Below are 26,667 nucleotides of genomic sequence, written 5' to 3'. Positions count from 1 at the left end.
TACAAAAATTGAAGTCACAAGAAAAGATGCCCGGCCTGATAATGCAGACCGGGCATCAAAAACGCTCTAGCTACGCTCGAAGGCCTGCTTGATCAGCAAGGTCTGTTCAACCGCGTGGTTCTTGGCCGAACCTGTTGCCGTGGACGCCGAGGCCGGGCGTGATACCCGGTTCAGCTTCTGCTCCAGAACAGGGGCCAAGTTCAGGCCCATGAACGGCCACGGACCCTGGTTAGCGGGTTCGTCCTGTGCCCAGACCAGCTCGGCATTGGGGTACTTGGCCAGTTCAGCCTTGATCTCCGCCAGCGGCAGCGGGTACAGCTGCTCCACACGGATGATGGCAACCTTGTTGTCTCCTGCCTTATCGCGTGCTGCGAGGAGGTCGTAGTACAGGCGGCCGGAGACCAGCACAACGCGGTCCACTGCGTTGTTGTCCACGGCTGCATGTTCGCCAATCACCGGGCGGAAGCCGCCTGTGGTGAAGTCCGCCACCGAGGACGCTGCAGCCTTCAGGCGCAGCAACTGCTTCGGGGTGAAAATGATCAACGGCTTGCGCGGGCGGAGGTAAGCCTGGCGACGGAGCAGGTGGAAGTGGGAGGCCGGTGTGGTGGGGTTAGCCACAATCATGTTCTCTTCGGCACACATCTGCATGAAACGCTCAATGCGTGCCGAGGAGTGGTCAGGACCCTGGCCTTCATAGCCGTGCGGCAACATCAGCACCAGTGAGGAACGCTGACCCCACTTTTGCTCGGCCGAAGAGATGAACTCGTCGATGACTGTTTGTGCACCATTGACGAAGTCACCAAACTGCGCTTCCCACACAACCAGTGCGTCCGGACGCTCCACCGAATAGCCGTACTCAAAGCCCATGGCGGCGTATTCGCTGAGCAGGGAATCATAGATCCACAGTTTGGCCTGGTCTTCGCTCAGGTCCCGCAGCGGTGTCCAGACCTCGCCATTGGCACGGTCGTGGAAGACTGCGTGACGCTGCACGAAGGTGCCGCGGCGTGAGTCCTGGCCGGCCATGCGGACAGGGACGCCCTCAATCAGCAATGAGCCAAACGCTGACAGCTCGCCAAAGCCCCAGTCGATGTTGCCCTCGCGGGACATCGCCTCACGCTTTTCCAGCAGGGGCTTGAGCTTCTGGTGAACCTCAAAGCCTACGGGGATCTGCGTGTGGACGGAACCAATCCTGGCCAGCATTTCGGCGCTGATGGCGGTGATCTGGGGATCGTTCACGCCGGAATCGCTCTGCTGAGCGATGGGGCGCTCCAGGTCGGAAACGGCCGCAGCATCCTTGGTGACGATCGGGATGGGGGAGGTCTGGGCTGCGTGCGTTTCAGCAAAAACACGTTCCAGACGTTCCTGGTAGTCACGCAGGAGCTGCGTGGCTTCCTCTTCGGTGATGTCGCCACGGCCAATCAAAGCCTCGGTGTAGAGACGGCGCACTGAACGCTTGGCCTCGATCAGGTTGTACATGAGCGGCTGTGTCATCGAGGGGTCATCACCCTCGTTGTGACCACGACGGCGGTAGCAGACCATGTCGATGACAACGTCCTTGCGGAAACGCTGCTGGAACTGGTAGGCCAGCTGGGCTGTACGTACCACTGCCTCGGGATCGTCACCGTTCACATGGAACACGGGGGCCTGAATCATCTTGGCGACATCGGTGGAGTACACCGATGAGCGTGAGGACGACGGCGCCGTGGTGAAGCCAACCTGGTTGTTGACAACAACGTGAATGGTTCCACCTGTGCGGTATCCGCGCAGCTGGGAAAGGTTCAGGGTTTCTGCAACAACACCCTGGCCGGCAAAGGCGGCGTCACCGTGAATCATGATCGGCAGCACGGGGAAGTTCTCGCCCTGGTCCAAACGGTCCTGCTTGGCGCGGACAATGCCCTCAAGGACACCGTCAACAGCTTCCAGGTGGGACGGGTTGGCGGCGAGGTAAACCTTCGTCTCGTTGCCGGCGTCGGACGTGAAAGTACCCTCGGTGCCCAAGTGGTATTTCACGTCGCCCGAGCCCTGCACGCTGCGAACGTCCTGGGTGCCCTCAAATTCGCGGAACACCTGGGCGTAAGTCTTGCCCGCAATGTTGGTGAGCACGTTCAGGCGGCCACGGTGAGCCATACCAATGGCCACCTCATCCAGACCGTCGTCGGCAGCATCGGAGATGATGGAATCCAGCAGCGGAATCAAGGATTCGCCACCCTCCAGGGAGAACCGCTTCTGCCCAACAAACTTGGTCTGCAGGAACGTCTCAAACGCCTCCGCCGAGTTCAGTTTGGAGACAATGCGCAACTGCTCTTCACGGCTGGGCTTGGAGTAAGGGTGCTCCAGCTCGTTCTGGAACCATTCGCGCTGCTCGGGTTCTTGAATATGCATGTACTCCACGCCGGTGGTGCGGCAGTAGGCGTCACGGAGCACACCCAAAATATCGCGCAACAGCAGTTTCGCCTTGCCACCGAAGCCGCCGGTAGGCCATTCGCGGTCAAGATCCCACAGCGTCAGGCCATAGGTGAGCACGTCCAGATCCGCGTGCTTGCGCTGGACATACTCCAGCGGATCGGTGTCTGCCATCAGGTGGCCGCGCACACGGTAGGAGTGGATCAGCTGCTGGATGCGGGCAACCTTGTTGATCTCATCGGCCGGGTCAACCTGCAGGTCAAGGCTCCACCGCACGGGCTCGTACGGGATGCGGAGGGACTCAAAGATCTCATCATAGAAATCATCGGCACCGAGCAGGAGCTGGTGGACCCGCTTCAAGAACTCGCCGGAGCCTGCACCCTGAATGACGCGGTGGTCATAGGTGGAGGTCAGCGTCAGGATCTTCGAGACGGCGTTCTGGGCGATGATCTTGGGGCTGGCACCCTGGTATTCGGCAGGGTAGTCCAGTGCGCCAACGCCAATGATGGCTGCCTGGCCCTTGGACAGGCGCGGAACCGAGTGAACGGTGCCGATGCCGCCGGGGTTGGTCAGCGAAACTGTTGTCCCGGAGTGGTCATCGGCTGTGAGTTTGCCGGCGCGGGCGCGCTTGATCAGGTCCTCGTAGGTGCGCCAGAACTCGGCGAAGTTCAGCGTTTCTGCGCGCTTGATGTTCGGCACCATGAGCAGGCGTGTGCCGTCGGGCTTGGGCATGTCAATGGCAATACCAAAGTTCACATGCGGCGGCTGGACGGCCACCGGCTTGCCGTCGATCTGGTCGTAGTACACGTTCATGGACGGGAATTCGCCCAACGCCTTGATGACGGCGTAGCCGATCAGGTGCGTGAAGGAGACCTTGCCGCCACGTGCACGGGCAAGGTTGGAGTTGATGACAACACGGTTGTCAATGAGTAGCTTGGCCGGAATGGCGCGAACGCTGGTCGCCGTGGGGACTTCCAAGCTGGTGATCATGTTCACGGCGATGGCCTTCGCCGGGCCGCGCAGCACAGTCTGGACAGCCTCTTCAGGAACAGCGTTGTTCTTGGCGGACTTGGGCAGCTGGGCCGGGATGGGGGTGGTGCCGGTACGGGCTGCGTCCTTGGCAGGGGCAGGAGGCCGCGGGGCGGCCGGTGCCTTGGCAGCAGCCGCGGGCTGCGCTGCCACCGGCTGTGCTGGGGTGGCAGGTGCCCGGCCGGCGGCGGGGGCCGGCGTCGTCCTGGCTACAGGCGCTTGAACTACTGGGATCTGGGCCGTGATGGGTGTGGCGTGGCTAGCTGTGTGGCGTCCGTTGCCCGCGGCGTCGTCAGCAGCGAAACCCTCAAAGAGTGGCCACCACTTGGCATCGACCGAATTTTTTTCGCTCTTGTAGCGTTCATACAGTTCATCGACGAGCCACTCGTTGCCGCCAAATTCTTCGGGTAGACGGTGGATGGATTGCTCTGGCACGTGTATTACGCCTCTTCCATGAGATTTTATTGCCTGCTGTGCAACCTTGCGCAGGGCGACGGCACCCGAATCTGGCGGATGCTGACGGCGCAAAATTGCGTAGCCTATTCGAAAGTTGGTTGGGGTCCAACAAACCCCTTCCGCAGTAAGTCTAGTAAGCAATTTGGCTTGTAGGCCAATCTGTGATGTGGCGCGCCCGGATCAGCGCCCAGAAATTGCCCAAATTCTCGGCACCGGGCGGTTCGTGTTGGCTAGACTCGAAGCCGGGCGGCCCGCATCCACCAAGGTGCCGCCAACTGTCCCACAGTTGCAAGGAGTGCCATGCGTTTTCTCAACCAACCAGCCACCGATCTGACATATTCAGATGTCTTCCTTGTTCCGTCACGGTCCACTGTGACGTCACGGCTGGACGTTGACCTGACAAGCGGTGACGGCACCGGGACCACGATTCCCTTGGTGGTTGCCAATATGACAGCCGTCTCGGGCAAACGCATGGCCGAAACTGTTGCCAGGCGTGGTGGCATGGCCATCTTGCCGCAAGACATTCCCCTTGACGTGCTGAAAACTGTCACCGAATGGGTCAAGCAGCGCGATTCCCTGTACGAAACCCCCTTGTTGATGGGCGCCGGGGACATTGTTATTGATGCCGTGCACCTGATGAGCAAGCGTCCACACAACGCCGTGGTGGTGGTTGACGGCAGTGACTTTGTTGGGGTGGTGCGGGGGACCGACTGCGAAGGCGTAGACAGGTTCTCTTCCCTTGCCTCGGTCATGCGCTCCAATGTGCTGACTCTTGATGCGGCACCCTTTGACGAGATTCGGGTTCGGGCCGATGCCGGCGTTCTGGACTACGCCCAGGCCAAGGCGCTCACAGATGATGCGCTGCGGAACGCCTTTGCCGTGCTGGACGCCGCCGGAACTGACTACGCGCCAGTTTTGCGCTCGGGCGAGGTGGTGGGTGTGCTGACCCGCACCGGTGCCCTGCGGTCGACCATCTACCAGCCGGCCCTTGACGATTCCGGCCGACTCCGCCTGGGCGTCGCCGTAGGGATCAACGGCGACGTGGCGGCCAAGGCGGCTGCGCTGCTGGAATATGGGGTTGACGCGCTGGTGGTTGACACGGCCCACGGCCACCAGGAGAAGATGCTCGATGCCCTGCGCGCCGTGCGTGCCCTGGCCCCGCCGGTTCCTGTGGCTGCCGGCAATGTTGTCAGTGCCGCCGGGGTGCAGGATCTGGTCGAGGCCGGGGCAGACATCCTCAAAGTGGGGGTTGGCCCCGGCGCCATGTGCACCACCCGCATGATGACAGCCGTCGGCAGGCCCCAGTTCTCCGCCGTTTTGGAATGCTCGACGGCGGCTGCACAGTTGGGTGCACACGTCTGGGCCGACGGCGGCGTGCGGTATCCGCGGGACGTGGCCCTTGCCCTGGCCGCCGGCGCCAGCCAGGTCATGATTGGTTCCTGGTTTGCCGGCACCTACGAAAGCCCCGGAGACTTGCAGACCGACCCCGGTGGACGCCTTTACAAGGAGAGCTTTGGCATGGCCTCCGCCCGGGCCGTGCAAAACAGGGCCTCGGGGGACAAGGCGTTTGAGCGCGCCCGCAAGGGCCTCTTCGAGGAAGGCATTTCCACGTCCAAGATGTACCTGGATCCGGCCCGGCCAGGGGTTGAAGACCTGCTGGACATGATTACGGCGGGGCTGCGCAGCTCGTTCACCTATGCGGGGGCTGCCTCACTGGCACAATTCCGGGAACGGGCCATAGTGGGCGTGCAGTCAGCAGCCGGCTATGAGGAAGGTCGGCCGCTGCCGCAAAGCTGGTAACAACGTCCTGACATCATCGAACGTACAGTTGTTGTGGATGTTCTCGCCAAAAATCCACAACAACTGTACGTTCGATTCTCAGAATCGCTGGGATGATGCGGCGGTTGTGGTTGCCAACGTGAAGGGCCCCGCCCCTTGAACGAGCTGTAGGTGTTGGACGGGCATCCTTGAAGGTTGTTGAGATCTCGTGCCATATCACCGAGGTGCCCGTGCCTTGCTCGATGGCGCCAAAGGCCGTGATCGGCACAAGCCAAACGACGGGGGGACACCAATGGGGGCTCGCGTCGACGGCCCTGATATACAGGAGATTATGAATACCTCGCAGTCTGATTCTGAAGTGAACTCCACTGCCCCGCAAGTGGTGGTTATGGGCGTGTCCGGCTCCGGCAAGAGCACCATTGGTGCTTTGGTGGCCGACGCCATGAATCTTCCGTTCCTGGACGGCGACGCCCTGCACCCGCTGGCCAACATTCACAAGATGGCCGAGGGCACCCCCCTGACGGATGAGGACAGGTGGCCCTGGTTGGGGATTGTTGGCGATGAATTGGCAGCCGCCTCGGCCAAAGGCATGGTCATTGCGTGCTCGGCCCTCAAGCGCCGGTACCGCGACGTGATCCGCGCCAAGGCGCCCGGAACCATATTTTTGCACCTGGACGGAACGCTTGAGGTTCTCAGTGCGCGCCTGGAGGGCCGCTCCGGCCACTTCATGCCGCCGTCGCTGCTCACCTCCCAGCTGGCTGCCCTAGAGCCCCTCGCCGTTGATGAGCGTGCGGTCGTCATTGATGTGTCCGCCGGCATCACAGCCATCTTGGTGGAGGCGCAGGCGGGCATCGGGCGTGTCCTGTCCCACTGATCCCCTGAAGGACGACGCCGGCCACCCCCGCCGCGCCGACGAGGAGTTAAGCGTGGGCCAGGTTGCCCAACGCGCCGGCGTCAACGTCTCGGCCCTGCATTTCTATGAGCGGCAGGGGCTGATCTTCAGCACCCGCACGGCGGGCAACCAGCGCCGCTACCAGCGCCCGGTGCTGCGCAGGGTGGCAGTCATTCGCGCCGCGCAGCGGGCCGGTGTTCCACTAGCCCTGATCGCCCAGGCTTTCGCAGAGTTGCCGCCCAACGGTGTGCCCACCAAGGCTGACTGGCAGCGCCTCTCTGCCGCCTGGCAGCACGAACTGGATGCGCGCATCCTCGCCCTGGAGAAACTACGGGGAAGCCTGGGCGGGTGCATTGGTTGCGGCTGCTTGTCCCTTGCCGAATGCGGCTTTGTGAACCCGGATGACCAGGTGGGTGGAGCTGGCCCGGGAGCCCGCGCCTTCGACGGCACGGCTCAACCGCCGCAGGGCGGGCCAACTTGACCTCAACCATGGTTGAGGTTTTAGGGTAGTTGCTGAGATGATCCAGCAGCAGCGAGAGGAATACCTTGTCAGTGATTGTGCGCCCGGAGATCGATCCGGCCCGTAATATGACAGGCGACTTTAAAAGCGCATTTGGCGAGCACCCGGCGGGCGTTGCCATTATTACCGCCGACTCCGGCACGGGACCTGTGGGCATTACAGCCTCCTCGGTGGCTTCCGTCTCGGCAGAACCGGCCATTCTCGCCTTCTCGTTGGCCGCACAGACAGGATCCGCTGCAGCCATCGCTGTCGCCGACACTGTCATGGTGCACCTGTTGTGCGCCGCCGATCTGCATCTGGCCAAGGTTTTCGCCAGCCCCGTCACCGAACGGTTCACCGACGCCATGGACTGGCGTGCCTTGGAAACTGGTGAGCCTCTGCTGCGTCATGGGGGTTACGCTTTGAGAGCAAAAATTCTGACCCGCACCGAGGCCGGCAACTCCTTGCTGCTTGCTGCCGAGGTGCTGGACGTTATTGCCCCCACACGCCAGGGCGTGCCGCTGGTGTACCACCAGCGCAACTATCACGGCCTGGGTGGGCACACCATCTTGCCCGGCCTGTAGAGACAAGATCAGGGGGGCGCGCGGGCGCGCTCATGTACACTGAATAGCCTATGGAAAGTATATCTAGGGGCCGGCGCAACGGCTTGCGGAGCACCTCAAGACGCTCACGCAAACCCGTTGACAATGCCGGCAAACCCCGCACATGTGACCACAATTCCCCAGCCTCCCCCGGAGCTGCAGCGGCCGGCCCCGGCGCCGACCACCCTCCGCCGGCGAGCAACCCCCACTCCGGCGCGACGCTCATGCGTTGCGCGGCAGAACGGGGGAGCCACTAAATGGAGTGGATCCTCTTAGCAGCTGGTTTGCTGCTGATCCTCGGTACCGGCTTCTTCGTGGCCGTTGAGTTTTCCCTTGTCGCCCTTGACCAGTCTTCGGTCCAACGGGCAGTGGACAATGGCGATAAAGCCGCCCAACCCTTGTTGCGTTGCCTGAAATCGCTCTCCACCCAACTCTCCAGCTGTCAGCTGGGCATCACCTTGACAACCTTGTTGACGGGTTTCCTCATGGAACCCTCGCTGGGTGCCTTGCTGACCGGGCCGCTGAGTGCTGTGGGCGTGCCGTCGGCTGCCGTATCCGGCATCGCGCTGGCCGTGGCCATGCTGATCGCCACCCTCCTGTCCATGCTGATGGGTGAACTGGTGCCCAAAAACATGGCCATCGCCAAGTCCTTTGAAATTGGCAAGGCTGTGGCCCGCCCGCAACTGGTTTTCACGGCCATTTTCAAGCCGGCCATTGTGGTGCTCAATGGTTTTTCAAACAAGGTTTTGAATCTCTTTGGCATGGAAGCCAAGGAGGAGATTTCCGGGGCCAGGTCCCCGGCCGAGCTTGCCTCGCTGGTGCGCCGCTCAGCGAAAATGGGCACCCTTGATGAGGGTACGGCAACGTTCGTGGCACGCACCCTGAGCTTCTCCAAACGAACGGCGGCAGATGTCATGACCCCGCGCATGCGGGTTGAAACCATCGAAAGCACCCAGTCGGTGGCTGCAGTTGTTGACGTTGCCCGGCGCACCGGGTTCTCCCGTTTTCCCGTCATTGGTGATTCACCTGACCATATCTTGGGTGTTGTGCACCTGAAAAGGGCTGTTGCCGTACCCTTTCACAAGCGGCCCTCGATTGAGGTTGGCGCGATCATGACGGACGTGCTTTTTGTGCCCGAGACGGTGCACCTGGACGCGTTGATCCTGGAATTGCGTGAAGGCAATCTGCAGATGGCGGTTGTCCAGGACGAATACGGCGGCACGGCAGGTGTCACCACCTTGGAAGACCTGGTGGAGGAGATTGTTGGCGAGGTTTCCGATGAGCATGACAGGGTCAAGCCCGGCATCTTGTTGGCGGCCGATGGCACCTGGTTCTTCCCGGGCCTGATGCGCCCCGACGAGGTCAGCGAACGCATCGGCCCGCTCCATGTTCCCGACGAGGCCGGCTATGAGACGGTTGGTGGATTCATGATGGCGGAGCTTGGCCGCATTGCTGTCGTGGGGGACACGGTGGCAGTGGACGGTGGCTTGTTGGTTGTTGACAGACTTGAACGACGCCGGATAGATCGGATCCGCTTCATCCCGGCGCCCTCCCACGAGGGTGCGGACACAGACGCCACGACTACAGCTGGTGAGTCTCGATGAACCCCTGGGCCGGAATTGCCTGGCTGGTGGTGCTGCTGGCCGGCAACGCCTTCTTCGTTGCGGCAGAGTTTGCCATTATGACTGCCAGGCGCAGCCAGATTGAACCCTTGGCCGACGCGGGCTCCAAACGTGCCAAAATCACCCTTGGCGCCATGGAGAACGTTTCCTTGATGCTGGCCTGTGCGCAGCTGGGCATCACGGTGTGTTCCCTGCTGATCTTGAACGTCGCAGAACCTGCCATCCACCACCTCTTGGCCGAACCACTGCACGCAGTGGGCGTGCAGGACAGTGTTGCCGCTCCGGTGGCGTTCGTGGTGACCTTGGCCCTGGTGACATTCCTGCATGTGACATTTGGCGAAATGGTGCCCAAGAACATGAGCGTGTCCTCAGCGGACAAGGCTGCCTTGTTGTTGGCTCCTCCGCTGGTGCTGGTGAGCAAGGTGGTGCGCCCGCTCATTGTGGCGTTGAACTGGGCCGCCAACCACATGGTGCGGCTCTTTGGCATTGAGCCGGCGGCTGAAGTTGCCTCAAGCTTCACCCTCGAGGAGGTGCAGTCCATTGTTGCCGAGTCCACGCGCAGCGGTTTGATGAATGACCAGACAGGACTCATCACAGGGGCGCTGGAATTCTCCTCGCAAACGGCACAGGGAATCATGGTTCCCCGGGCCGACCTTGTCACCTTGCCCGCCGACGCCACGCCCGTGGACTTTGAACACGCCGTGGGTAAAACAGGCTTCTCCCGATTTGTGGTCGCTGATGCAACGGGGACGCTTTTGGGCTATCTGCACCTCAAGGACATTTTGCGGATTCCGTTGGAGCGCTACCAAAAACCCATTGGTGAGGGACGTGTGCGCTCCATGGTGAACCTGGCCGCCACGGAGGAAATTGAGGACGTGCTCTCCACCATGCAGCGCACGGGCTCACACATGGCCCGAGTGATCGACGACGGTGGCCAAACAATGGGTGTCCTGTTCCTTGAAGACGTGATTGAGCAGTTGGTGGGCGAGATTCGCGACGCCACCCAAACGCACATTCAGGAGCGCAGAAGGAACTAGCCGACACGGCTTGATGCGAACGATTCCTAACATGGGCTATGCTGGTCTTATTAGTAATTGTTCTCATTAGTATTTTACAAAGGACTCCCATGTCTCACAGCCGCCGCTCACTTCTGCTCCTGGGCGCAACCCTCACCGCCTCCCTCACCCTGGCTGCCTGCGGTGGGGGAGGCGCCGGCCAGAACGCGGATGACACAGTGTCGGTGGTTGCCTCCACCAATGTCTATGCAGATATTGCCCAAGCCATTGGTGGCGAGCAGGTCACTGTGCATTCGATCATTAGCAAGGCCGGCGCAGACCCGCACGGCTATGAGGCCAACGCCCAGGACAAGCTTGCGGTTTCAAAAGCCCAGATTGGCATTGAAAACGGTGGCGGCTATGACGATTTCTTTGCCCAGCTGGCCAAGGGGCAGCTGGAGGCCGGGCAGATCGTCAATGTGAGTGAGCTGTCCGGTCTGGAGATGGGCCCGGAGTTCAATGAACACCTGTGGTATTCGCTACCTGTCATGTCCAAACTTGCCGACGATCTGGCCACTCGCTTTGCTGCCGCCAAGCCCGAGAAAGCATCGGCGTTCACCACCAGGGCCACCGAATACAAGGCAAAGTTGCAGGACTTGGAGGCCAGGCTGGCGCAGCTGAAGAAGTCCCACAACGGCACAGCCGTGGCCATCACCGAACCGGCTCCGCTGTACCTGCTGGAGCAGGCCGGCCTGGTCAACAAGACGCCTGAGAAATTCAGTGAGGCCGTGGAAAACGGCGCCGATGCGGCTGCGGCCACAGTCACTGAATTAAAGACCCTGCTGACCGGCGGAACGCTCGCCCTGCTGGCCTACAACGAACAAACCCAGAGCCCGCAAACCGAGCAGCTCAAGGCGGCCGCCCAATCTGCCGGGCTGCCCGTCGTTGATTTTTCTGAGACACTTCCCCCGGAAACCACCTACGTGGACTGGATGGTTGGTAATGTTTCTTCCTTGGAACAAGCCCTAGCCTCCGGCGCGGCCAAGTGAGCCCATCAGCTCCGGCAGTCATCAGCCTCAACGCCGCCACTTTAAAATATGGCCAACGAACTCTCTGGAAAGACCTGAACTTGGAGGTCCGGCCGGGCGAGTTTTTGGCTGTCCTGGGCGCCAACGGCAGCGGCAAAACCAGCTTCCTGAAAATCCTTTTGGGCCTGTCCCAGCTGAGTTCCGGCCAGCTCACCATCAACGGCGCCCCCGTCAAGCGCGGCAACCGCGCCATTGGCTACGTGCCCCAGCAAAAGAACTTCGCCCCCGACACGCCCCTGCGGGCACGGGACGTGGTGGGGCTGGGCGTCGACGGTGACAAGTGGGGTTTCCGAGTGCGCGGCAGAGCCCATCACCAGCGGGTCGATGAGCTGCTGGCCCAGGTGGGGGCCACCAGCTACGGAAAAATCCCCGTGGGAATGCTCTCCGGTGGTGAACAGCAAAGGCTGCGCATCGCCCAGGCTCTGGCCGCAAAGCCGCAGGTACTCCTGTGCGATGAACCCCTGCTGTCCCTTGACCTGCACCATCAAAAAGCAGTGAGCGCCCTGGTGGGTCAACAAGCCAAACACCACGGAACCGCCGTCGTCTTCGTCACGCACGAAATTAACCCGATCCTGGAGCATGTGGACCGTGTGCTCTACCTGGCGGGGGGGCGTTTCACCGTGGGAACCCCGGCGGAGGTCATGACCACGGAGGTACTTTCGCGGCTGTACGGCACACACGTTCAGGTGCTGCACATGGACGGGCGGCTGGTTGTGGTGGGCAGGCCGGATACCGTCATTGACGGCCACCTGCCGCAGGGCGAGGACAGCCACGACTTTACACACGGGCAGGTACCTCTATGAGTTGGGCAGATTTCACCGACGCCGTCTTTAGCTTCTCCAACTACGCCGAACTGCTGCCGCTGTTCCGCGACACCTTGCTGGCGGGCGCCATTCTCGGTGTTGTGGGCGGGCTCATTGGCACCTTCGTCATGATGCGGGACCTGGCGTTTGCCGTCCACGGCATTGCGGAGCTGTCCTTCGCAGGGGCGGCGTTTGCTCTATTGATAGGCGCCGATGTCATCTTTGGCTCGCTGGTGGGCTCGGTGTTTGCCGCCTTGCTGCTGGGCGTCATGGGCGTGCGGGCGCGGGAGAAAAATTCGGTCATCGGGGTGATCATGCCTTTTGGGCTGGGCCTGGGCATATTGTTCTTGTCCCTCTATGAGGGCCGCTCCGCCAACAAGTTTGGTTTGCTGACCGGGCAGATTGTCTCGGTCGATTCCACCCAGCTGTCCGTGCTGGCCGGCACGGCACTGGTGGTTGTCGTGGGGTTGGCCATCATCTGGCGTCCCCTGACGTTCGCCAGCGCCGATCCCGACATTGCCACGGCGCGCGGTGTTCCGGTGCGGACGCTCTCCCTGGCGTTCATGTTTCTGCTGGGCATTGCCGTGGCGTTGTCCATCCAGGTGGTTGGGGCGCTGTTGGTGTTGGCCCTGCTCATCACACCGGCCGCGGCGGCCCTGCAAGTCACGGCCGCCCCGCGCATGGTGGTGCTGCTCAGCGTCGCGTTCGCCATGACCTCCACAGTCGGTGGCATCATGCTGGCACTTGGCGGCAGCATCCCCATCAGCCCCTACGTGACAACCTTGTCGTTTGTGATTTATCTGCTGTGCCGGGTGGCCGGAGCGTGGCGCAGGCGCCGGGGCTGGTCCGCGCGGCCAACCGCCGTCGCTGCCTAGCACGACGAATTCAGCGCACGGTCCCTGGCCGATGGTGCGCCACTCTTGCGGTGGCGCACCATTTGCCGCTAACCATGCGCAGGGCAATGGGCTTAGCGTTTAACCATGGACTGGTTGTATGCGGACTGGTGGGGCACCCCCGACTACGATGTTGCACGCTTTGTGCTCCAGCGCGGCATTGCTGCCGTGTACGTCATTGCGTTTGTTTCCGGCGCCCTGCAATTCCCCGCACTCGTGGGCGAGCACGGGCTGTTGCCGGTCCCGCGCTACCTTGCCCGGGCCGCACGGACGCCCGGACCATCCCTGTTCCGCTGGCGGTATTCGGACGCTCTCCTGCGCACTGTGGCGTGGACGGGAGCAGTCCTGGCCCTCACTCTAGTGCTGGGCCTGCCGCAACAGGGCCCGGCGTGGCTGCCCATGCTCGTGTTTCTTGCCCTGTGGCTGCTGTACATGTCCGTGGTGAATGTGGGCCAGATCTTCTATGGTTTTGGCTGGGAAATCCTGCTGCTGGAGGCCGGTTTTCTGGCAGCCTTTCTTGGCTCCGATCAAACCCCGACGCCGGTGATCACCCTGTGGCTGTTCCGCTGGCTGCTGTTCCGGCTGGAGTTTGGGGCAGGCATGATCAAGATGCGCGGCGACAGGGTCTGGCGTGATCTGACGGCCCTGTACTACCACCACGAAACCCAGCCCATGCCCAATCCGTTGAGCTGGTGGTTCCATCACCTGCCCAAGCCCCTGCACAAGGTGGAGGTGCTGGGCAACCATGGTGCCCAGCTGTTCATCCCGTTCCTGCTCTTTGCCCCGCAACCGGTGGCGACGTGGGCGGCGGCCGTGGTGCTCGTGACGCAGGCATGGCTGGTGTTGTCAGGCAATTTTGCCTGGCTCAACACGATCACCTTGGTGATAGCGTTCTCGGCCATCGAGGATTCGGTGCTGGCCAAGCTGGTCCCCGGCGTCGCTGTGCCAGCTGGCACCCAGACGGCGATGGGCACCCCGGCCTGGTTCGCCGTCGTCGTGCTGGCCATGGGTCTGCTCATGCTGGTGCTGAGCTGGTGGCCGCTGAAGAACCTCTGCTCGCGGGAGCAGGCCATGAACGCCAGCTTCAACCGCTGGCGGCTGGCCAACGCCTATGGGGCGTTCGGCAGCATCACGCGCGAGCGGTACGAGGTGGTGGTGGAGGGGTGGGACGGGCACGGCTGGCGCGAATACGGCTTTCGCGGGAAACCGGGTGAACCCTCACGCATGCCGCGGCAATATGCGCCCTACCATCTGCGGCTGGACTGGCTGATGTGGTTTCTGGCGTTGGGGCAGCCCGGCCTGGACTGGTTCATGCCGTTTTTGAACAAACTGCTCGTGGCAGACCCCGCTACGCTCAAGCTGCTCCGCCACGACCCGTTTGGCGGGCAGGCGCCGGAGCAAGTGCGGGCCCGCGTTTTCGCCTACCGCTACACCTCGTGGCGGGAATGGCGGCAAAGCGGCGATTGGTGGGTGCGCGAGCCAATGGGCACGCTGGTGCCGCCCATCGGCTGAGTGCTCAGGCCGCCGAGCACTCCGGGCACAGGCCGTAAATTTCCACTGTGTGCTGGACTTGGGTGAAGCCATTGGCCTTGGCCGTTGACGCAGCCCAGCTCTCAACGGCGGGCGCCTCAACCTCCACCGTCTTGCCGCAGTTGCGGCACAACAAATGATGGTGGTGGCTGGTGGCGGAGCAGCGCCTGTACAACGTTTCGCCCTCGTCATTGCGCAGCGTGTCCACCGCGCCTTCCTCCGCCATGGAGGCCAATATTCTGTACGTTGTGGCCAGCGAAACCCGGATGTCTTGCTCGTGCAGCAAACGGTGCAGGTCCTGCGTACTGACAAAGTCATCCAGCGTGTCCAAGGCAGCGCTGATGGCCACGCGTTGTTTCGTGACGCGCTGCTCCTTCACCGGTGCATCGCTCATGGGTGGACTCGCTTTCTCGAGGCTTAGATCCAATGAACCAGCCTAGCGCACCCACCCGTGAACTTGCTGGTGCCCACGTCCTTGGCGGGGCTCTGGGACAGGCATAGGCTGACACCATGTTGTTGACGAAATTCACTCATGCCTGTGTCCGTCTGGAGCAGGAAGGCCGGGTGCTGGTGCTGGATCCGGGGATCTTCTCCGAGTCCGCCGAGGCGCTGGCCGGGGCCGACGCCGCCTTGATCACGCACGAGCACCCGGACCACTATGACGCCACCGCCCTGGTCAAGGCCCTGTCCCAGTCCCCGCGCCTGAGCATTTACGCCCCCGCAGGTGTGGCGCAGGACTTACGGGCCAAGGCGCCGGGGCACGCGGGGCAGATTTTTGTTGCGGCAGTGGGGGAGGCATTTACCGTGGCCGGGTTTGCTGTGCAGTGCTTTGGCGGCCAGCACGCTGTGATCCACCCGACCGTGCCCGTTGTTGCCAATGTTGGCTACCTGATTGACGACGACGTTTATCACCCGGGCGACTCCCTCATAGTTCCGCACGGGGTGAGCGTGGGCACGCTGCTGGTTCCCCTGCACGCGCCGTGGTCAAAAGTCTCGGAGGTGGTGGATTTTGTGGTCTCGGTGCGGGCCCCCTGGGCATTTCAAATCCATGACGCGCTGCTCAGTGCGCAGGGCCTGGCGTTCACGGAGTCGCACGTGGCCCGGATTGGGGCGCTCCACGGCGTGAAGTTCCGCCACCTGGCACCGGGCCAGTCCGCGGAGATTTAGCGCGCCCCCGCCGCTGTTCGCCGGGCCTGCCGGCCTGTCGGGTCAGCCGCGCCAACCGCCGCCGGCGAAAAAGTCCTCGATGATGCGCAGCTGCGGGGCCGGATCCAACCCCTTCTCAGCCAGCCACGCCGGGTTGTTGTAGCTGCCCGCATACCGTTCGCCGCCGTCGCACATCAATGTGACAATGCTGCCGGTAACACCGCCGGCAACCATCTGGGCCACCAACTGCCACACGCCCCAGAGGTTGGTGCCGGTGGACGGCCCGGCGTGCAAGCCTGTCAGCTGGGCAAAGTGCGTCATGGCGGCCACGGACGCCGCATCGGGAACCTCAATCATTGAGTCGATGACGCCGGGGACAAAGCTTGGCTCCACCCGTGGCCTGCCAATGCCCTCAATCCGGGAGGAATTGCCAGTAACAGTGCCGAGGTCGCCGTTCTTCCAGGCCGGGTAAAACGCCGAGCCCTCGGGGTCCACCACTGCCAACTGCGTGGCGTGGCCATGGTAGCGAATGTACCGCCCGATGGTGGCTGAGGTGCCACCGGTGCCAGCGCCCACCACCACCCAGGCCGGTTCGGGGAACCTCTCATGCTCCAGCTGGCTGAAAATGGACTCGGCAATGTTGTTGTTCCCGCGCCAATCCGTGGCCCGCTCGGCATACGTGAACTGGTCCATGTAGTGGCCGTTGCTTTCACGGGCAATATGGGCTGCTGCCGAATAAACCTGCTCGGCGTGATCCACCAGGTGGCAGCGGCCACCAAATTGTTCAATGAGAGCTATCTTCTCCGGGCTGGTGGTGCGGGTCATGACGGCCACAAAGTCCAGGCCCAAAAGTTGCGCAAAGTACGCCTCGGAGACGGCAGTGCTGCCGGAGCTGGCCTCCACAATGGTGGTGCCCTCATTGATCCAGCCATTCACCAGCCCGAAGAGGAACAATGACCTGGCCAGCCGGTGCTTCAAACTACCCGTCCTGTGGCACGACTCGTCCTTGACATACAGGTCAACTCCCCACCGGGCGGGCAACTCAATCTTGTACAGGTGGGTGTCGGCCGAACGGTTGTTCTCGGCCTGGACTTTACCAATCGCGGTGCGGGTCCAGGACCACGACGTCTGTGCAGTGTTCATGCAATTGAGCGTATCGCAGTACATTATGGTGATGGATCACTGAATTCCCTAAGGAGCCCGTCAATGTCGGTTTTGATGAATGTTGCCTCCCTCCATGAGCGCCTGACAGCCGGGACCCGCACCGTGCTGTTGGATGTGCGCTGGGCGCTGGGTGATCCCCACGGCCATGAGCACTATGTTGCCGCCCATATTCCCGGCGCCGTGTACGTAGACATGGAGGCCGAGCTGGCTGCCCACGGTGCACCGCAGGAGGGCCGGCACCCGCTGCCCGCCGAGGCGGATTTTGCCCACACCGTCCGCCGCTGGGGCATCAAGGCCGGGGACACTGTGGTGGTTTACGACGACGCCGGCTCGGCGGCAGCCGCCCGCGCCTGGTGGCTGCTGGGTTATGCGGGCCTGGACAGCATCTTCCTGCTCGACGGCGGCTTGGCCGCCTGGCGCGCAGCGAAGCTGCCGCTCGCAGCAGGTGAGGAGCGCGCGGAGCCGGGCGACGCCGTCGTACGGTTTGGCGCGAAGGAAACCATCGACGACGACGGTGCCGCGCAGTGGGACGGGATTTTGCTCGACGCGCGGGCCCGGGCGCGGTACCGGGGCGAGGTGGAGCCGATTGATCCGCGTGCGGGGCACATTCCCGGGGCACTCAGCGCGCCGACCACGGAGAATCTAGCAGCGGACAAGCGGTTCTTACCTGTGGCGGAGTTGCGGGCACGGTTTGCCGCTCTTGGCGTGGTGCAGGGCTCGGCGGTGGCCGTCTACTGCGGGTCCGGGGTGACGGCGGCGCATCAAATTGCCGCGTTGGAGATTGCCGGGTTCACGGCGGCCTTGTACCCGGGGTCATGGTCGGCGTGGTCGAATCAGACCGGGCGCCCGGTGGAGACCGGCGATAACGGCGATAGGGTTGAGGCATGACCCACGTAAAGGCTTATGCAGCCGACTCAGCCACGTCAGGACTCAATCCCAGCACCGTGGAACGCCGCGATCCCGGGGCCCATGACGTTGAAATCGCTATCGAATTTTGCGGCTTGTGCCACTCAGATGTGCACACCATCCGTTCGGAGTGGGGACCGGCCAAATACCCGCTGGTCCCCGGCCACGAAATTGTGGGCCTCGTCAGCAACGTTGGCGACGCGGTGGAGGGCTTCACCGTGGGCCAGCGGGTGGGTGTTGGCTGCATGGTGGATTCCTGCCGCGAATGCGATTCGTGCCTGGAAGGCTTTGAGCAGTACTGCGAAGTGGGCAACGTGGGCACGTACGGCGTGGCGGATCCCCGCAACGGCGGCGGCATCACCCAGGGCGGGTACGCGCAGGCGATCGTGGTGGATGAAAACTACGTGGTACACATTCCGGAGGGCATGGACCCGGCGGCGGCAGCTCCCCTGCTGTGCGCGGGCGTCACCACCTACTCGCCGTTGAGCTACCTCGACGTCCAGGAGGGCGACAAGGTCGGTGTGATTGGTCTTGGCGGTTTGGGCCACATGGCCGTGAAGATTGCCAAGGCCATGGGTGCGACCGTGACAGTCTTCACCACCTCGCCGGCCAAGGCTGCTGCCGCCGCGGAACTGGGGGCCGACGCCGTGGTGGTTTCCACCGATCCGGCGCAGATGGCTGCGGCTAAGAGCTCGCTGAACGCCATCTTGGACACGGTGGCCGCCGTGCATGACATCAACCCCTATCTGCGAACGTTGGCGCGCGACGGCGCCTTGCTCCAGCTGGGCCTGCCGTCGGAAAAAATGCCGCCCATCGATCCGGGCCTGTTGATCCGCAAGCGCCTGGCCTATGGTGGGTCACTCATTGGTGGCATTGCCGAGACCCAGGAGATGCTTGACTTCTGTGCCGAGCATGGCATTGTCTCCGACATTGAATTGGTGTCCGCGCAGGAGCTGGACCGCGCGTATGACCGCATGGTGGTGGGCGATGTCAAGTACCGCTTTGTGCTCGACGCCGCCACCTTGTAAGCCACTAGCCGCATCCGTTTGAGGGAGTAATTCTTGAGCACCTTGTTTAGCAAAATCATCAACGGCGACATTCCTGCGCGGTTCATCTGGCAGGACGCGGACTGCGTGTCCTTTTTGACCATTGGACCCTTGACCGAGGGGCACGCCCTGGTGGTGCCACGGCTCGAAGTGGACAAGTGGACCGACGCGTCACCTGAACTCATGGCCAAGCTGATGGGTGTTGCCCAAACCGTGGGCCAGGCCCAGGTGGCTGCCTTTGGTGCGCCGCGCGCGGGAGTGATCATCGCCGGTTTTGAGGTCGAACACCTGCACATTCACGTGTTCCCGGCCTACGGGCTGGAGAACTTTAGTTTTGCGGCCGTGGACAACAATCCGGACCCGGCCGTCATGGATGCTAGTGCACGCAGGCTCCGTACTGCCCTGCGCGACGCCGGCCACGGGGAGTTTGTCCCCGACGCCTAGCCACCCCTATTGATGGGGAGGTCTAGGACATGGCCTTCGCCAGCGCCACCCGGATGCGTTTCTCGGACACCGAGTACGCCGTCCCCAGCTCCACGGCGAAGAGACTGACGCGCAGCTCCTCGACCATCCAGCGCACGTGCTCCAGCCCGGCGGTTGAACGTTGCCCGGGCACCAGGGCCGCCACGGCGTCGTCGTACTCGTCCTCCAAACGCTGCACGGCCGCCATCGACGCGGCGTCGCGGGCCACATTGGACGGCAGCTTTTCCAGCCGCTTCTCAATGGCCGCCAAATAGCGCGGCAGCTGGCTGAGCTGGGCAAAGCCCGTCTTTGCCACGAAGCCCGGATAGACCAAGAGCTCCAGCTGTTGCTTGATGTCATTCAGGGCACTGATCAACGGCAGGCTGGTGGTCTCGCGGAGCTTCTTGTGGATGCGCATATTGGAGGCCAGCACACGCTCCACGACCGCCGTGACCGAGAAGACGGTGTCAATCAGTTCGGCCCGCACCACTTCATACAGGGCGTCGAAGTCCTGCTGGTTCCACGTGAGTTCCGCGGGCGTGAGCTTGTCGATAGCGGCCAGCGTGCAGTCGGCAATCAACTCGGTCACCGAACCGTGCGGGTTCTGGCTGAACGTCAGCTTTTCTGTGTTGCTCAGGTGGTCCAGGACATACCTGTCCGGGGAGGGCACCCGCAGGGCCAGCAGCCGGATGACGCCGCCACGCATGGCAGCCTCCTGCACATCCTGGCGCTGGAACACCCGGACCCCTGCCGTGCCGCCCTCATCCACCAACGCCGGATAGCCCGTCACGGTATGGCCGGCCACCAGGCGCTTCACCTCGCGCGGCAGTGTGCCCACGTCCCAGGACGTGAGCCCGGAGCGCTCCCGAATGCCGGAGGTGTCAGCGGAGTTGCCGGGGATGTTCGACGCCGGGCCCTTGCCTTGCGCCGTTGCCGCACCAGCCGCCGTGGTGCCGCCGGCAGCGCCCCTGCCGTTCCTTCCGGCGGGCGCACCGAGCGGCGCTCGCCCGGCCTGGGTGGTCTTCGGTGTTGCACCCAGCGATTCGGCGATGGCGCGGCGGGTCGCGCCGGCCAGCTGCTCCTGCAACCGGGCCAGGTCCTGGCCCTCCTCCAAAATGCGGCCGTCTTTGTCCACGACGGTGAACGTCATGCGCAGATGCGCGGGCACTGCATCCCAGTTCCAGGACCCGGGCGGGATCACCTGGCCCTTGATCCGGCGCAACGCCAACTCCAGGGACGGTTCCAGCGCATCCACAGATGGGTCAAAGTCCTGCGCCAACGCAGCGGCAGCCTGCCGGCCAACATCCGGGGCCGGGATGAAGCTCTTCCTGATGGCCTTGGGCAGCGACTTGATCAAGGCCGTCACAAGCTCAGCCCGCAAGCCCGGAATCTGCCACCTGAACGGGGCCTGCGGCAACTGGTTCAGGAACAACAACGGCACCTGAACACTCACGCCGTCGGACGGGTTCGGGGCAGCACCTGGCGCCGTCGGATGGAATTCGTAGGACAGCGGCAGCACAAACTCGCCCTCCGCCCAGGTCTTGGGGAACGCAGCCTCGTCAAGCTCCGGCTCCTCCGCCATGACCACGTGGGTGTCAAAGTCCAGCAGGGCCGGGTTCTGGTGCCGGGCGTCCTTCCACCACGTGTCGAAGTGCCGTTCCGACACCACGTCGGGGCCCACCCGATCGTCATAAAACTCAAAAAGCGTCTCGTCGTCCACCCGCAGATCGCGGCGGCGCATGCGGGTCTCCATTTCCTCAACCTCGGCCAACAGGGCCTGGTTGCGGTGGAAGAACTTGTGGTTGGTGTGCCAGTCACCCTCCACCAGGGCGTGCCTGATGAACATCTCGCGGCTGAGCTGCGGATCGATGGGCCCGTAGTGGACGCGGCGGCTCGGGACAATGGGCACCCCGTACAAGGTGACCTTCTCATGAGCCATGACCGAGCCCATTTTCTTGGACCAGTGCGGCTCGCTGTACGTGCGCTTGACCAGGTCCGGGGCCACCTGCTCGGCCCACAGCGGATCAAACTTGGCCGCAACACGGGCCCATAGGCGTGAGGTCTCCACCAGTTCGGCGGCCATGACCCAGTCCGGTGATTTCTTGAACAGGGCAGAACCCGGGAACACCATGAACTTGGTGCCACGGGCGCCGGCGTATTCGCGCTTGCGCTGGTCATACAGGCCAATGTGGCTCAGCAGGCCCGTCAGCAGGCTCATGTGGATGGCGTCGTGGTTGGCCACCGGATCAATCGCACCGCCGGAGACCTTGATATCCAGCGACTTGCCCATCTGCTTGAGCTGGGCGAACAAGTCCTGCCACTCACGAACCCGCAGGTAATTGATGAACTCGGCCTTGCACAGGCGCCGGAATGCGCTGGAGGACAGCTCCTCCTGCTTGTCCTTGATGTACCGCCACAGGTTCAGGAAACCGGTGAAATCGGAGTTTTCATCGGCAAAGCGCTTGTGCTTTTCGGCGGCAAGCTGCTGCTTGTCGGTGGGGCGTTCACGCGGGTCCTGGATGGTGAGGGCGGCGGCAAGCACCATGACCTCGGCTGCCACGCCGCGTTTGGCAGCCTCCACAATCATCCGGCCCAGCCGGGGGTCCACCGGCAGTTGGGAGAGTTGACGTCCGACGCCGGTAATCCCGCCGGCGGCGGTGACGGCACCGAGTTCGCGCAGCAGTGTCACGCCGTCGGTGATGGCCCGGGAGTCCGGTGGCTGGACGAAGGGGAACTTCTCCACATCCTTGGGCCCCTTGGCAACACCCATGGCCGTCATTTGCAAGATGACGGCGGCCAAGTTGGTCCGCAGGATTTCCGGGTCGGTGAACTCGCTCCGGGCTTTAAAGTCATCCTCGGAGTAAAGGCGGATGCAGATGCCGTCGGAGACACGGCCACAACGCCCCGAGCGCTGGTTGGCCGACGCCTGGGACACCCGCTCGATGGGCAGGCGCTGCACCTTGGTCCGGTGCGAGTACCGGGAGATGCGTGCGGTGCCCGGGTCGATGACGTATTTGATGCCGGGCACCGTCAGAGACGTCTCGGCAACGTTGGTGGCCAGCACAATGCGCTTTCGCGAACCGGTCGTGAAGACGGCGTGCTGCTCGGCCAGGGAGAGCCGGGCATAAAGGGGGAGGATCTGCACATCGCGCAGGCGCGGATTGGTCTTGGCCCGGCCCGCTAAGGCGTCCGCTGCGTCACGGATCTCGCGCTCGCCGGAGAAGAAGATCAGGATATCCCCGGGTGCCTCCTTGGACAGTTCATCCACGGCGTCGCACACAGCGTCCAGTGGGTCCCTATCCTCCTCACTGTTGCCGCCGTCAAGGCGACGGTCGGTTGCCAACTCGAGTTCGTCGTCGTCAGTTGCTGGACCGCTCAAGGGGCGGTAACGAATCTCCACGGGGAAGGTGCGTCCGGAGACTTCCACGATGGGAGCCGGGCCCTCGGGGGAGGCGAAGTGGTTGGAGAAGCGCTCCGGGTCGATCGTGGCCGAGGTGATGATGACCTTCAGATCCGGGCGTTTGGGCAGGATTTGGCGCAGGTAGCCCAGGATGAAGTCGATGTTCAGGGAGCGTTCGTGTGCCTCGTCAATGATGATGACCGAGTACTTGCGCAGGAGCCGGTCGCGCTGGATTTCCGCCAGCAGGATGCCGTCGGTCATGAGCTTGATCTTCGTTTGCGGCCCCACATGGCCGGTGAAGCGGACCTGGAAGCCCACTTCCTGGCCGATTTCCACGCCGAGTTCGCTGGCGATGCGCTCGGCCACGGTGCGCGCGGCAAGGCGGCGCGGCTGCGTGTGGCCAATCAGGCCCTTCTCGGCCAGGCCCAGCTCCACACACATTTTGGGGATCTGGGTGGTCTTTCCGGAGCCGGTTTCGCCGGCGATGATGGTGACCTGGTTGGCGGCGATGGCTGCCATGAGGTCCTCGCGGTGCTCCGAGACCGGAAGCGCGGGCGGGTACGTGATAGTCAAAGTCATGGTGTCACCCAGTTTATGCGGTTATTGGCGCACCGGTTCCTTCGCGGGCTCTCGTGCGGATGGTGAGCGAACCCTTTGCCGCCAGGGCCAGAAGCACGACGCCGGCCAGGGCCAGTGCCGCTCCGCCGGCCGTGCCGGCGACTACCCAGTTGGGGGACGCGGTTTCTGCCCCTGCGGCGCCCCATGCCAGGGCTGCCAGGATGACTGCCGTGCCGAAGTAGGCAAGGAGTGCCCCGTTGGTGAAGTTCAGCAGGTTCCGTGCCGAGAGTTCGCGCCAGCGGCGGTCGGCTGCAGACATGCGCGGATCCGTCAGGGCGCGCGTGGTTGTCAGGCGGTGCAGGACCAAGAGTGCGGAACCGCCCAGGGCAACGACCATCAGAAGGAGGGGCACGCCGTCGTTCTTCATGGAGGTAAATGCAGGTACCAGCCCTGCGACGATGACGAACGCTGTGAAGGCGGCCAGAATCGCGGCCGGCAGGATGAACGCGAGCTTCGGCAGCAGCGGGGGCCTGGCGTTGTCGGACGGGAGTTTGGCGGCGGGGAGGGCCGAGAACAGGAGTAGCCCGCCGCTGGCCGAGAGCCCGGCTGTGGCGGCCAGCGGCAGCCCCTCCTGGCCGGACAGGCCGATGGAGACCCGGAAAAGGGTGGCAAACATGACCGCCGCGAACGCGATTGCTGCCACCATGCGCCATTGGGCCTTCTTCATGGCTTTGTCCAGCTCAGCGGGCGTGGCCTGGATCTGTGCCCTGCCGAGGCCGATGGCCAGCGGTGCCTTCTTCTTGGCGATCCATGATGCGGTGGCGGTGGTGGCGCAGGCCAAAGCGGCAAGAATCGCCAACGCAGCAATCAATTTGGTCATGGAGGAAAGTCTTTCATGGATCACCCCGGCGCCGGCCCGGCAGCCAGTGGGTCCGGCAACCAGTGGGTCCGGAGGGGGCGGTGGGTCAGCGGGCCGCGTCGCTGAGTTTTTGCAAGAGTGTGGCCAGTTGGGCCTGCTCCACCTTCGTCAGTGCGGAGGTGATGGCATGTTCGGTGGCGAGGTGGTCCGGCAGGACTGCCTCGATGAGATCCCTGCCAACCGGGGTCAAGGAGACCATGGTGCCGCGTCCGTCGTCGGGGTTTGCCCGCCTGGCCACTAGGCCGCGGTGCTCGAGCTTGTTCAGGCGCTGGGCCACCGCGCTGCTGGAAATCATGGAATCGCGCGCCAGTGCCGCAGGCGTGAGGCTATAGGGGCGGCCGCTGCGCAAGAGGGTTGCCAACACGTCAAAGGTGGATGCGTCCAGGCCATGCCGCGCAAAGGTCTCGGCGAGACGGGCGTCGACGGCTGACGCGGCCCGGCCAAGGCGCCCGATCACTGCCATCGGAGACACATCAAGGTGTGGCTTTTCGGTGCGCCACTGGGAAAGGATGCGATCTAGTTGCTCTGCCATGGCACCACACTAGCAATTCGCTAAGCACTTAGTTATATTAGCTAAGTGCTTAGTAAAAATTATCTGTTGATCATTGTCACGTCCCTTGCTCCGGTCCTGTGGGGCTCCACCTACCTCACCACGACGGTTTTCCTGCCGGAAGGCCGCCCGTTGCTGGCTGCCGTGCTGCGGGCGCTGCCTGCCGGGCTGCTGCTGCTGGCACTGTCGCGGCGGGGCCCGGAAGGTTCGTGGTGGTGGAAGTCGTGGGTTCTGGGGACGCTGAACATTGGCGCGTTCTTTGCCCTACTGTTTGTGGCGGCCTACCGGCTGCCCGGGGGAGTCGCCGCCATTGTCGGAGGGGTCCAGCCGCTGCTGGTGATCCTGCTGGCAAGCCCGCTGCTTCACGAGAAACTGACCCTGCCGCGCATGGCGGCTGGTGCGGGCGGCGTCTTTGGTGTGACGCTCATTGTGCTGCAGTCACAAGCACGCCTGGATGCGCTGGGGCTGGCCGCAGCGGCCGGCGGCACCTTGTCCATGGCCGCGGGTACGGTGTTGGCCAAGAAGTGGGGCCAGCCTGTCTTGGCAACCGGGGAAGTGGTGTCGCCGCTGGCCACCACTGCGTGGCAACTGATCGCCGGGGGAACGTCACTGGCCGTTCTGTTGATGCTCTTTGAAGGGCTGCCTACGTCTCCCCTGAGCGGATCCAACATCCTGGGCTACCTGTATTTGTCGATCGCGGGGACGGCATTTGCCTATTTTTGCTGGTTTCGGGGCTTGGCCCGGCTGCCCGCCGGCGCCGCGGCCTTCCTGGGCCTGCTCAGTCCTGTGGTGGCCATTGCCCTGGGCTGGTTGGTGGCAGGCCAGTCGATGGGGCCGTGGCAGCTGGCGGGCATTGTGGTGGTCCTGGTTTCTGTCATTGCGGGGGTGGGCATGAAAGGGTTGAGGCATGGCACAGGAAAACCAGAACCGGAACTCGGCGGTGTTGGCGAACTTTGCGCTCGCGGACCGGAACTTTACGCTGCGCAGGGCGGAAGTTTCCGACGTCGGGCCCATCGTTGAGCTCATCGCACGGGACCAGTTGCGGGCATCGGCCGAGTCGGCGGACCCGGCGAAGCGGGCTCCGTACCTCGCCGCTTTTCAGGCCATTGACGCAGATCCGGCCCACCTGCTGTGCGTGGTGGACGATGAGGGCGGTGCCGTGGTGGCGACCATGCAGCTGACCCTTCTGCCGGGGTTGGCCCGCGGCGGTGCCACCCGGATGCAGATTGAGGCGGTTCGGGTGGACGAAGTGTTGAGGGGGAATGGTGTCGGCTCGGCCATGATTCGTTGGGCTGTCGCCGAGGCTGGCCGGCGGGGAGCGGCGCTGGTGCAACTCACCAGCGACGGTTCGCGCCTGGATGCTCACCGATTCTATGGGCGTCTGGGTTTTGTGCGGTCGCACGCGGGGTTTAAGTTGCGGCTGTCTTGAGTGTTTGGTGGTGTGTGTTTGGGCGTCTTTGTGGATTTTTGCCTGATTGATTCCTCCACAGGCCCGGCTGGGGGTGTGGTCATCCACAGATTTCGCTTCAGGGGTTTGTTGTGCTGTCAGAGTGTCGGACCCTGCCCATAGAATATAGGTAGCAGAAGAATAGAAGTGATCCGTATAAGTTTCTGATGACGATTCCAGTTTTTAGCCACAGATAAGGGCTTTGATTCTCCGAATTGACGCTGGACTGGCAAGGCGGTGAGTGGCATGGCGGTACCTGAATGGTTCGGCTCTACAGCCCATGATGCTGCCGCCCTGGCCACCGAAAAGGGAACGGGCACCGCAGGCTCGGCGCCGGTGGGTGCCGTCGGCCGGCAGTTGCCCGCACACCCTGTGAGCTGTGGCGTGGCAGCGATGGAGAAGTGCCACGACTTGGTGGCTGTCGCTTCGGTGGTGTTGGAATCCTGTGGCAGCTTCTTTGACCCTGTGGTTCTGGCAC

General features: G+C 63.2%; 23 protein-coding genes. 17 read left to right on the top strand and 6 right to left on the bottom strand.

Going from position 1 to position 26,667, the window contains the following annotated elements:
- Window positions 1–66 precede the first annotated feature (66 nt).
- Window positions 67–3,867 (bottom strand): multifunctional oxoglutarate decarboxylase/oxoglutarate dehydrogenase thiamine pyrophosphate-binding subunit/dihydrolipoyllysine-residue succinyltransferase subunit, encoded by a 3,801-nt coding sequence (locus tag ACX80E_RS09190; RefSeq protein WP_459301612.1) that lies wholly within the window; start codon window positions 3,865–3,867, stop codon window positions 67–69.
- Between the two features lie 321 nt (window positions 3,868–4,188).
- On the opposite strand from ACX80E_RS09190, the gene guaB1 reads away from it, so the two are divergent.
- The 10 genes from guaB1 to ACX80E_RS09140 all read left to right on the top strand — a co-directional run bounded on the left by guaB1 (window position 4,189) and on the right by ACX80E_RS09140 (window position 14,573).
- Window positions 4,189–5,688, top strand: a complete 1,500-nt coding sequence (gene guaB1 / locus ACX80E_RS09185) for a GMP reductase (RefSeq protein WP_459301611.1) — start codon at window positions 4,189–4,191, stop codon at window positions 5,686–5,688.
- A 310-nt stretch (window positions 5,689–5,998) separates the two neighbouring features.
- Window positions 5,999–6,541, top strand: coding sequence for a gluconokinase (locus ACX80E_RS09180; RefSeq protein WP_459301610.1), 543 nt, complete (start codon window positions 5,999–6,001; stop codon window positions 6,539–6,541).
- Window positions 6,525–7,040, top strand: a complete 516-nt coding sequence (gene soxR / locus ACX80E_RS09175; protein ID WP_459301609.1) for a redox-sensitive transcriptional activator SoxR — start codon at window positions 6,525–6,527, stop codon at window positions 7,038–7,040. Before ACX80E_RS09180 ends, soxR begins: the two co-directional genes overlap by 17 nt.
- A gap of 71 nt (window positions 7,041–7,111) precedes the next feature.
- Window positions 7,112–7,642 (top strand): flavin reductase family protein, encoded by a 531-nt coding sequence (locus tag ACX80E_RS09170; protein WP_459301663.1) that lies wholly within the window; start codon window positions 7,112–7,114, stop codon window positions 7,640–7,642.
- A gap of 275 nt (window positions 7,643–7,917) precedes the next feature.
- Complete coding sequence (locus tag ACX80E_RS09165) at window positions 7,918–9,264, top strand: hemolysin family protein (RefSeq protein ID WP_459301608.1); 1,347 nt, start codon at window positions 7,918–7,920, stop codon at window positions 9,262–9,264.
- Window positions 9,261–10,319: a hemolysin family protein gene (locus ACX80E_RS09160; protein ID WP_459301607.1), complete on the top strand. Its 1,059-nt coding sequence runs from the start codon at window positions 9,261–9,263 to the stop codon at window positions 10,317–10,319. The genes ACX80E_RS09165 and ACX80E_RS09160 overlap by 4 nt, the downstream gene beginning before the upstream one ends.
- Before the next feature lie 89 nt (window positions 10,320–10,408).
- The gene (locus ACX80E_RS09155; protein WP_459301606.1) at window positions 10,409–11,326 is read left to right on the top strand and encodes a metal ABC transporter solute-binding protein, Zn/Mn family; all 918 of its coding nucleotides are present in this window, start codon (window positions 10,409–10,411) and stop codon (window positions 11,324–11,326) included.
- A complete protein-coding gene (locus ACX80E_RS09150; RefSeq protein ID WP_459301605.1) occupies window positions 11,323–12,168 on the top strand; it encodes a metal ABC transporter ATP-binding protein in 846 nt (281 codons plus the stop codon). The genes ACX80E_RS09155 and ACX80E_RS09150 overlap by 4 nt, the downstream gene beginning before the upstream one ends.
- A complete protein-coding gene (locus ACX80E_RS09145; RefSeq protein ID WP_459301604.1) occupies window positions 12,165–13,043 on the top strand; it encodes a metal ABC transporter permease in 879 nt (292 codons plus the stop codon). Before ACX80E_RS09150 ends, ACX80E_RS09145 begins: the two co-directional genes overlap by 4 nt.
- Before the next feature lie 105 nt (window positions 13,044–13,148).
- Window positions 13,149–14,573 (top strand): lipase maturation factor family protein, encoded by a 1,425-nt coding sequence (locus ACX80E_RS09140; protein ID WP_459301603.1) that lies wholly within the window; start codon window positions 13,149–13,151, stop codon window positions 14,571–14,573.
- A 4-nt stretch (window positions 14,574–14,577) separates the two neighbouring features.
- On the opposite strand, the gene ACX80E_RS09135 is transcribed toward ACX80E_RS09140, so the two are convergent.
- Window positions 14,578–14,985, bottom strand: coding sequence for a Fur family transcriptional regulator (locus ACX80E_RS09135; protein WP_459301602.1), 408 nt, complete (start codon window positions 14,983–14,985; stop codon window positions 14,578–14,580).
- Between the two features lie 116 nt (window positions 14,986–15,101).
- Here ACX80E_RS09135 and ACX80E_RS09130 point away from each other — a divergent pair, with 116 nt between their 5' ends.
- On the top strand, window positions 15,102–15,758 hold the full coding sequence (locus ACX80E_RS09130) for an MBL fold metallo-hydrolase (protein WP_459301601.1): 657 nt from the start codon (window positions 15,102–15,104) through the stop codon (window positions 15,756–15,758).
- A gap of 42 nt (window positions 15,759–15,800) precedes the next feature.
- Here ACX80E_RS09130 and ACX80E_RS09125 read toward each other — a convergent pair whose 3' ends face one another.
- Window positions 15,801–16,880: a PLP-dependent cysteine synthase family protein gene (locus ACX80E_RS09125; protein WP_459301600.1), complete on the bottom strand. Its 1,080-nt coding sequence runs from the start codon at window positions 16,878–16,880 to the stop codon at window positions 15,801–15,803.
- Window positions 16,881–16,943: 63 nt separating this feature from the next.
- Between ACX80E_RS09125 and ACX80E_RS09120 the strand changes: the two genes are divergently transcribed.
- From ACX80E_RS09120 to ACX80E_RS09110, 3 genes are read left to right on the top strand one after another with little or no spacing between them, the layout of a single operon-like run.
- Complete coding sequence (locus ACX80E_RS09120) at window positions 16,944–17,789, top strand: sulfurtransferase (protein WP_459301599.1); 846 nt, start codon at window positions 16,944–16,946, stop codon at window positions 17,787–17,789.
- Complete coding sequence (locus ACX80E_RS09115) at window positions 17,786–18,835, top strand: NAD(P)-dependent alcohol dehydrogenase (RefSeq protein ID WP_459301598.1); 1,050 nt, start codon at window positions 17,786–17,788, stop codon at window positions 18,833–18,835. Before ACX80E_RS09120 ends, ACX80E_RS09115 begins: the two co-directional genes overlap by 4 nt.
- Window positions 18,836–18,868: 33 nt before the next feature.
- Complete coding sequence (locus ACX80E_RS09110; RefSeq protein ID WP_459301597.1) at window positions 18,869–19,297, top strand: HIT family protein; 429 nt, start codon at window positions 18,869–18,871, stop codon at window positions 19,295–19,297.
- A 22-nt stretch (window positions 19,298–19,319) separates the two neighbouring features.
- Here the strand turns inward: ACX80E_RS09110 and hrpA are convergent, their stop codons facing one another.
- From hrpA to ACX80E_RS09095, 3 genes are all read right to left on the bottom strand, one after another.
- Window positions 19,320–23,294, bottom strand: coding sequence for an ATP-dependent RNA helicase HrpA (gene hrpA / locus ACX80E_RS09105; RefSeq protein WP_459301596.1), 3,975 nt, complete (start codon window positions 23,292–23,294; stop codon window positions 19,320–19,322).
- Window positions 23,295–23,307: 13 nt separating this feature from the next.
- Window positions 23,308–24,153: a hypothetical protein gene (locus ACX80E_RS09100; protein WP_459301595.1), complete on the bottom strand. Its 846-nt coding sequence runs from the start codon at window positions 24,151–24,153 to the stop codon at window positions 23,308–23,310.
- An 85-nt stretch (window positions 24,154–24,238) separates the two neighbouring features.
- A complete protein-coding gene (locus ACX80E_RS09095) occupies window positions 24,239–24,724 on the bottom strand; it encodes a MarR family winged helix-turn-helix transcriptional regulator (protein WP_459301594.1) in 486 nt (161 codons plus the stop codon).
- Window positions 24,725–24,769: 45 nt separating this feature from the next.
- Here ACX80E_RS09095 and ACX80E_RS09090 point away from each other — a divergent pair, with 45 nt between their 5' ends.
- The 3 genes from ACX80E_RS09090 to ACX80E_RS09080 all read left to right on the top strand — a co-directional run.
- Entirely contained in the window at window positions 24,770–25,762 is a 993-nt protein-coding gene (locus tag ACX80E_RS09090; protein WP_459301593.1) for an EamA family transporter, read from the top strand.
- Window positions 25,650–26,171 carry a GNAT family N-acetyltransferase gene (locus ACX80E_RS09085; protein WP_459301592.1) on the top strand — a complete coding sequence of 174 codons (522 nt, stop codon included), beginning with the start codon at window positions 25,650–25,652 and terminating at the stop codon, window positions 26,169–26,171. Before ACX80E_RS09090 ends, ACX80E_RS09085 begins: the two co-directional genes overlap by 113 nt.
- Window positions 26,172–26,435: 264 nt before the next feature.
- A partial coding sequence (locus ACX80E_RS09080) for a hypothetical protein (RefSeq protein WP_459301591.1) occupies window positions 26,436–26,667 on the top strand: 232 nt, incomplete at its 3' end.

Source organism: Arthrobacter sp. TMN-49 (genome assembly GCF_054511095.1).
Note: the sequence above shows the minus strand (reverse complement) of the source record. Positions and strands in the feature narration are given on the sequence as shown.

What these genes read in the sequence shown, in the direction of transcription:
- guaB1 (WP_459301611.1), top strand. Translation starts at nt 4,189, where the DNA reads ATGCGTTTTCTCAACCAACCAGCCACCGATCTGACATATTCAGATGTC.
- ACX80E_RS09180 (WP_459301610.1), top strand. Translation starts at nt 5,999, where the DNA reads ATGAATACCTCGCAGTCTGATTCTGAAGTGAACTCCACTGCCCCGCAA.
- ACX80E_RS09165 (WP_459301608.1), top strand. Translation starts at nt 7,918, where the DNA reads ATGGAGTGGATCCTCTTAGCAGCTGGTTTGCTGCTGATCCTCGGTACC.
- ACX80E_RS09160 (WP_459301607.1), top strand. Translation starts at nt 9,261, where the DNA reads ATGAACCCCTGGGCCGGAATTGCCTGGCTGGTGGTGCTGCTGGCCGGC.
- ACX80E_RS09155 (WP_459301606.1), top strand. Translation starts at nt 10,409, where the DNA reads ATGTCTCACAGCCGCCGCTCACTTCTGCTCCTGGGCGCAACCCTCACC.
- ACX80E_RS09145 (WP_459301604.1), top strand. Translation starts at nt 12,165, where the DNA reads ATGAGTTGGGCAGATTTCACCGACGCCGTCTTTAGCTTCTCCAACTAC.
- ACX80E_RS09140 (WP_459301603.1), top strand. Translation starts at nt 13,149, where the DNA reads ATGGACTGGTTGTATGCGGACTGGTGGGGCACCCCCGACTACGATGTT.
- ACX80E_RS09135 (WP_459301602.1), bottom strand. Translation starts at nt 14,985, where the DNA reads ATGAGCGATGCACCGGTGAAGGAGCAGCGCGTCACGAAACAACGCGTG.
- ACX80E_RS09130 (WP_459301601.1), top strand. Translation starts at nt 15,102, where the DNA reads ATGTTGTTGACGAAATTCACTCATGCCTGTGTCCGTCTGGAGCAGGAA.
- ACX80E_RS09125 (WP_459301600.1), bottom strand. Translation starts at nt 16,880, where the DNA reads ATGAACACTGCACAGACGTCGTGGTCCTGGACCCGCACCGCGATTGGT.
- ACX80E_RS09120 (WP_459301599.1), top strand. Translation starts at nt 16,944, where the DNA reads ATGTCGGTTTTGATGAATGTTGCCTCCCTCCATGAGCGCCTGACAGCC.
- ACX80E_RS09115 (WP_459301598.1), top strand. Translation starts at nt 17,786, where the DNA reads ATGACCCACGTAAAGGCTTATGCAGCCGACTCAGCCACGTCAGGACTC.
- hrpA (WP_459301596.1), bottom strand. Translation starts at nt 23,294, where the DNA reads ATGACTTTGACTATCACGTACCCGCCCGCGCTTCCGGTCTCGGAGCAC.
- ACX80E_RS09100 (WP_459301595.1), bottom strand. Translation starts at nt 24,153, where the DNA reads ATGACCAAATTGATTGCTGCGTTGGCGATTCTTGCCGCTTTGGCCTGC.
- ACX80E_RS09095 (WP_459301594.1), bottom strand. Translation starts at nt 24,724, where the DNA reads ATGGCAGAGCAACTAGATCGCATCCTTTCCCAGTGGCGCACCGAAAAG.
- ACX80E_RS09085 (WP_459301592.1), top strand. Translation starts at nt 25,650, where the DNA reads ATGGCACAGGAAAACCAGAACCGGAACTCGGCGGTGTTGGCGAACTTT.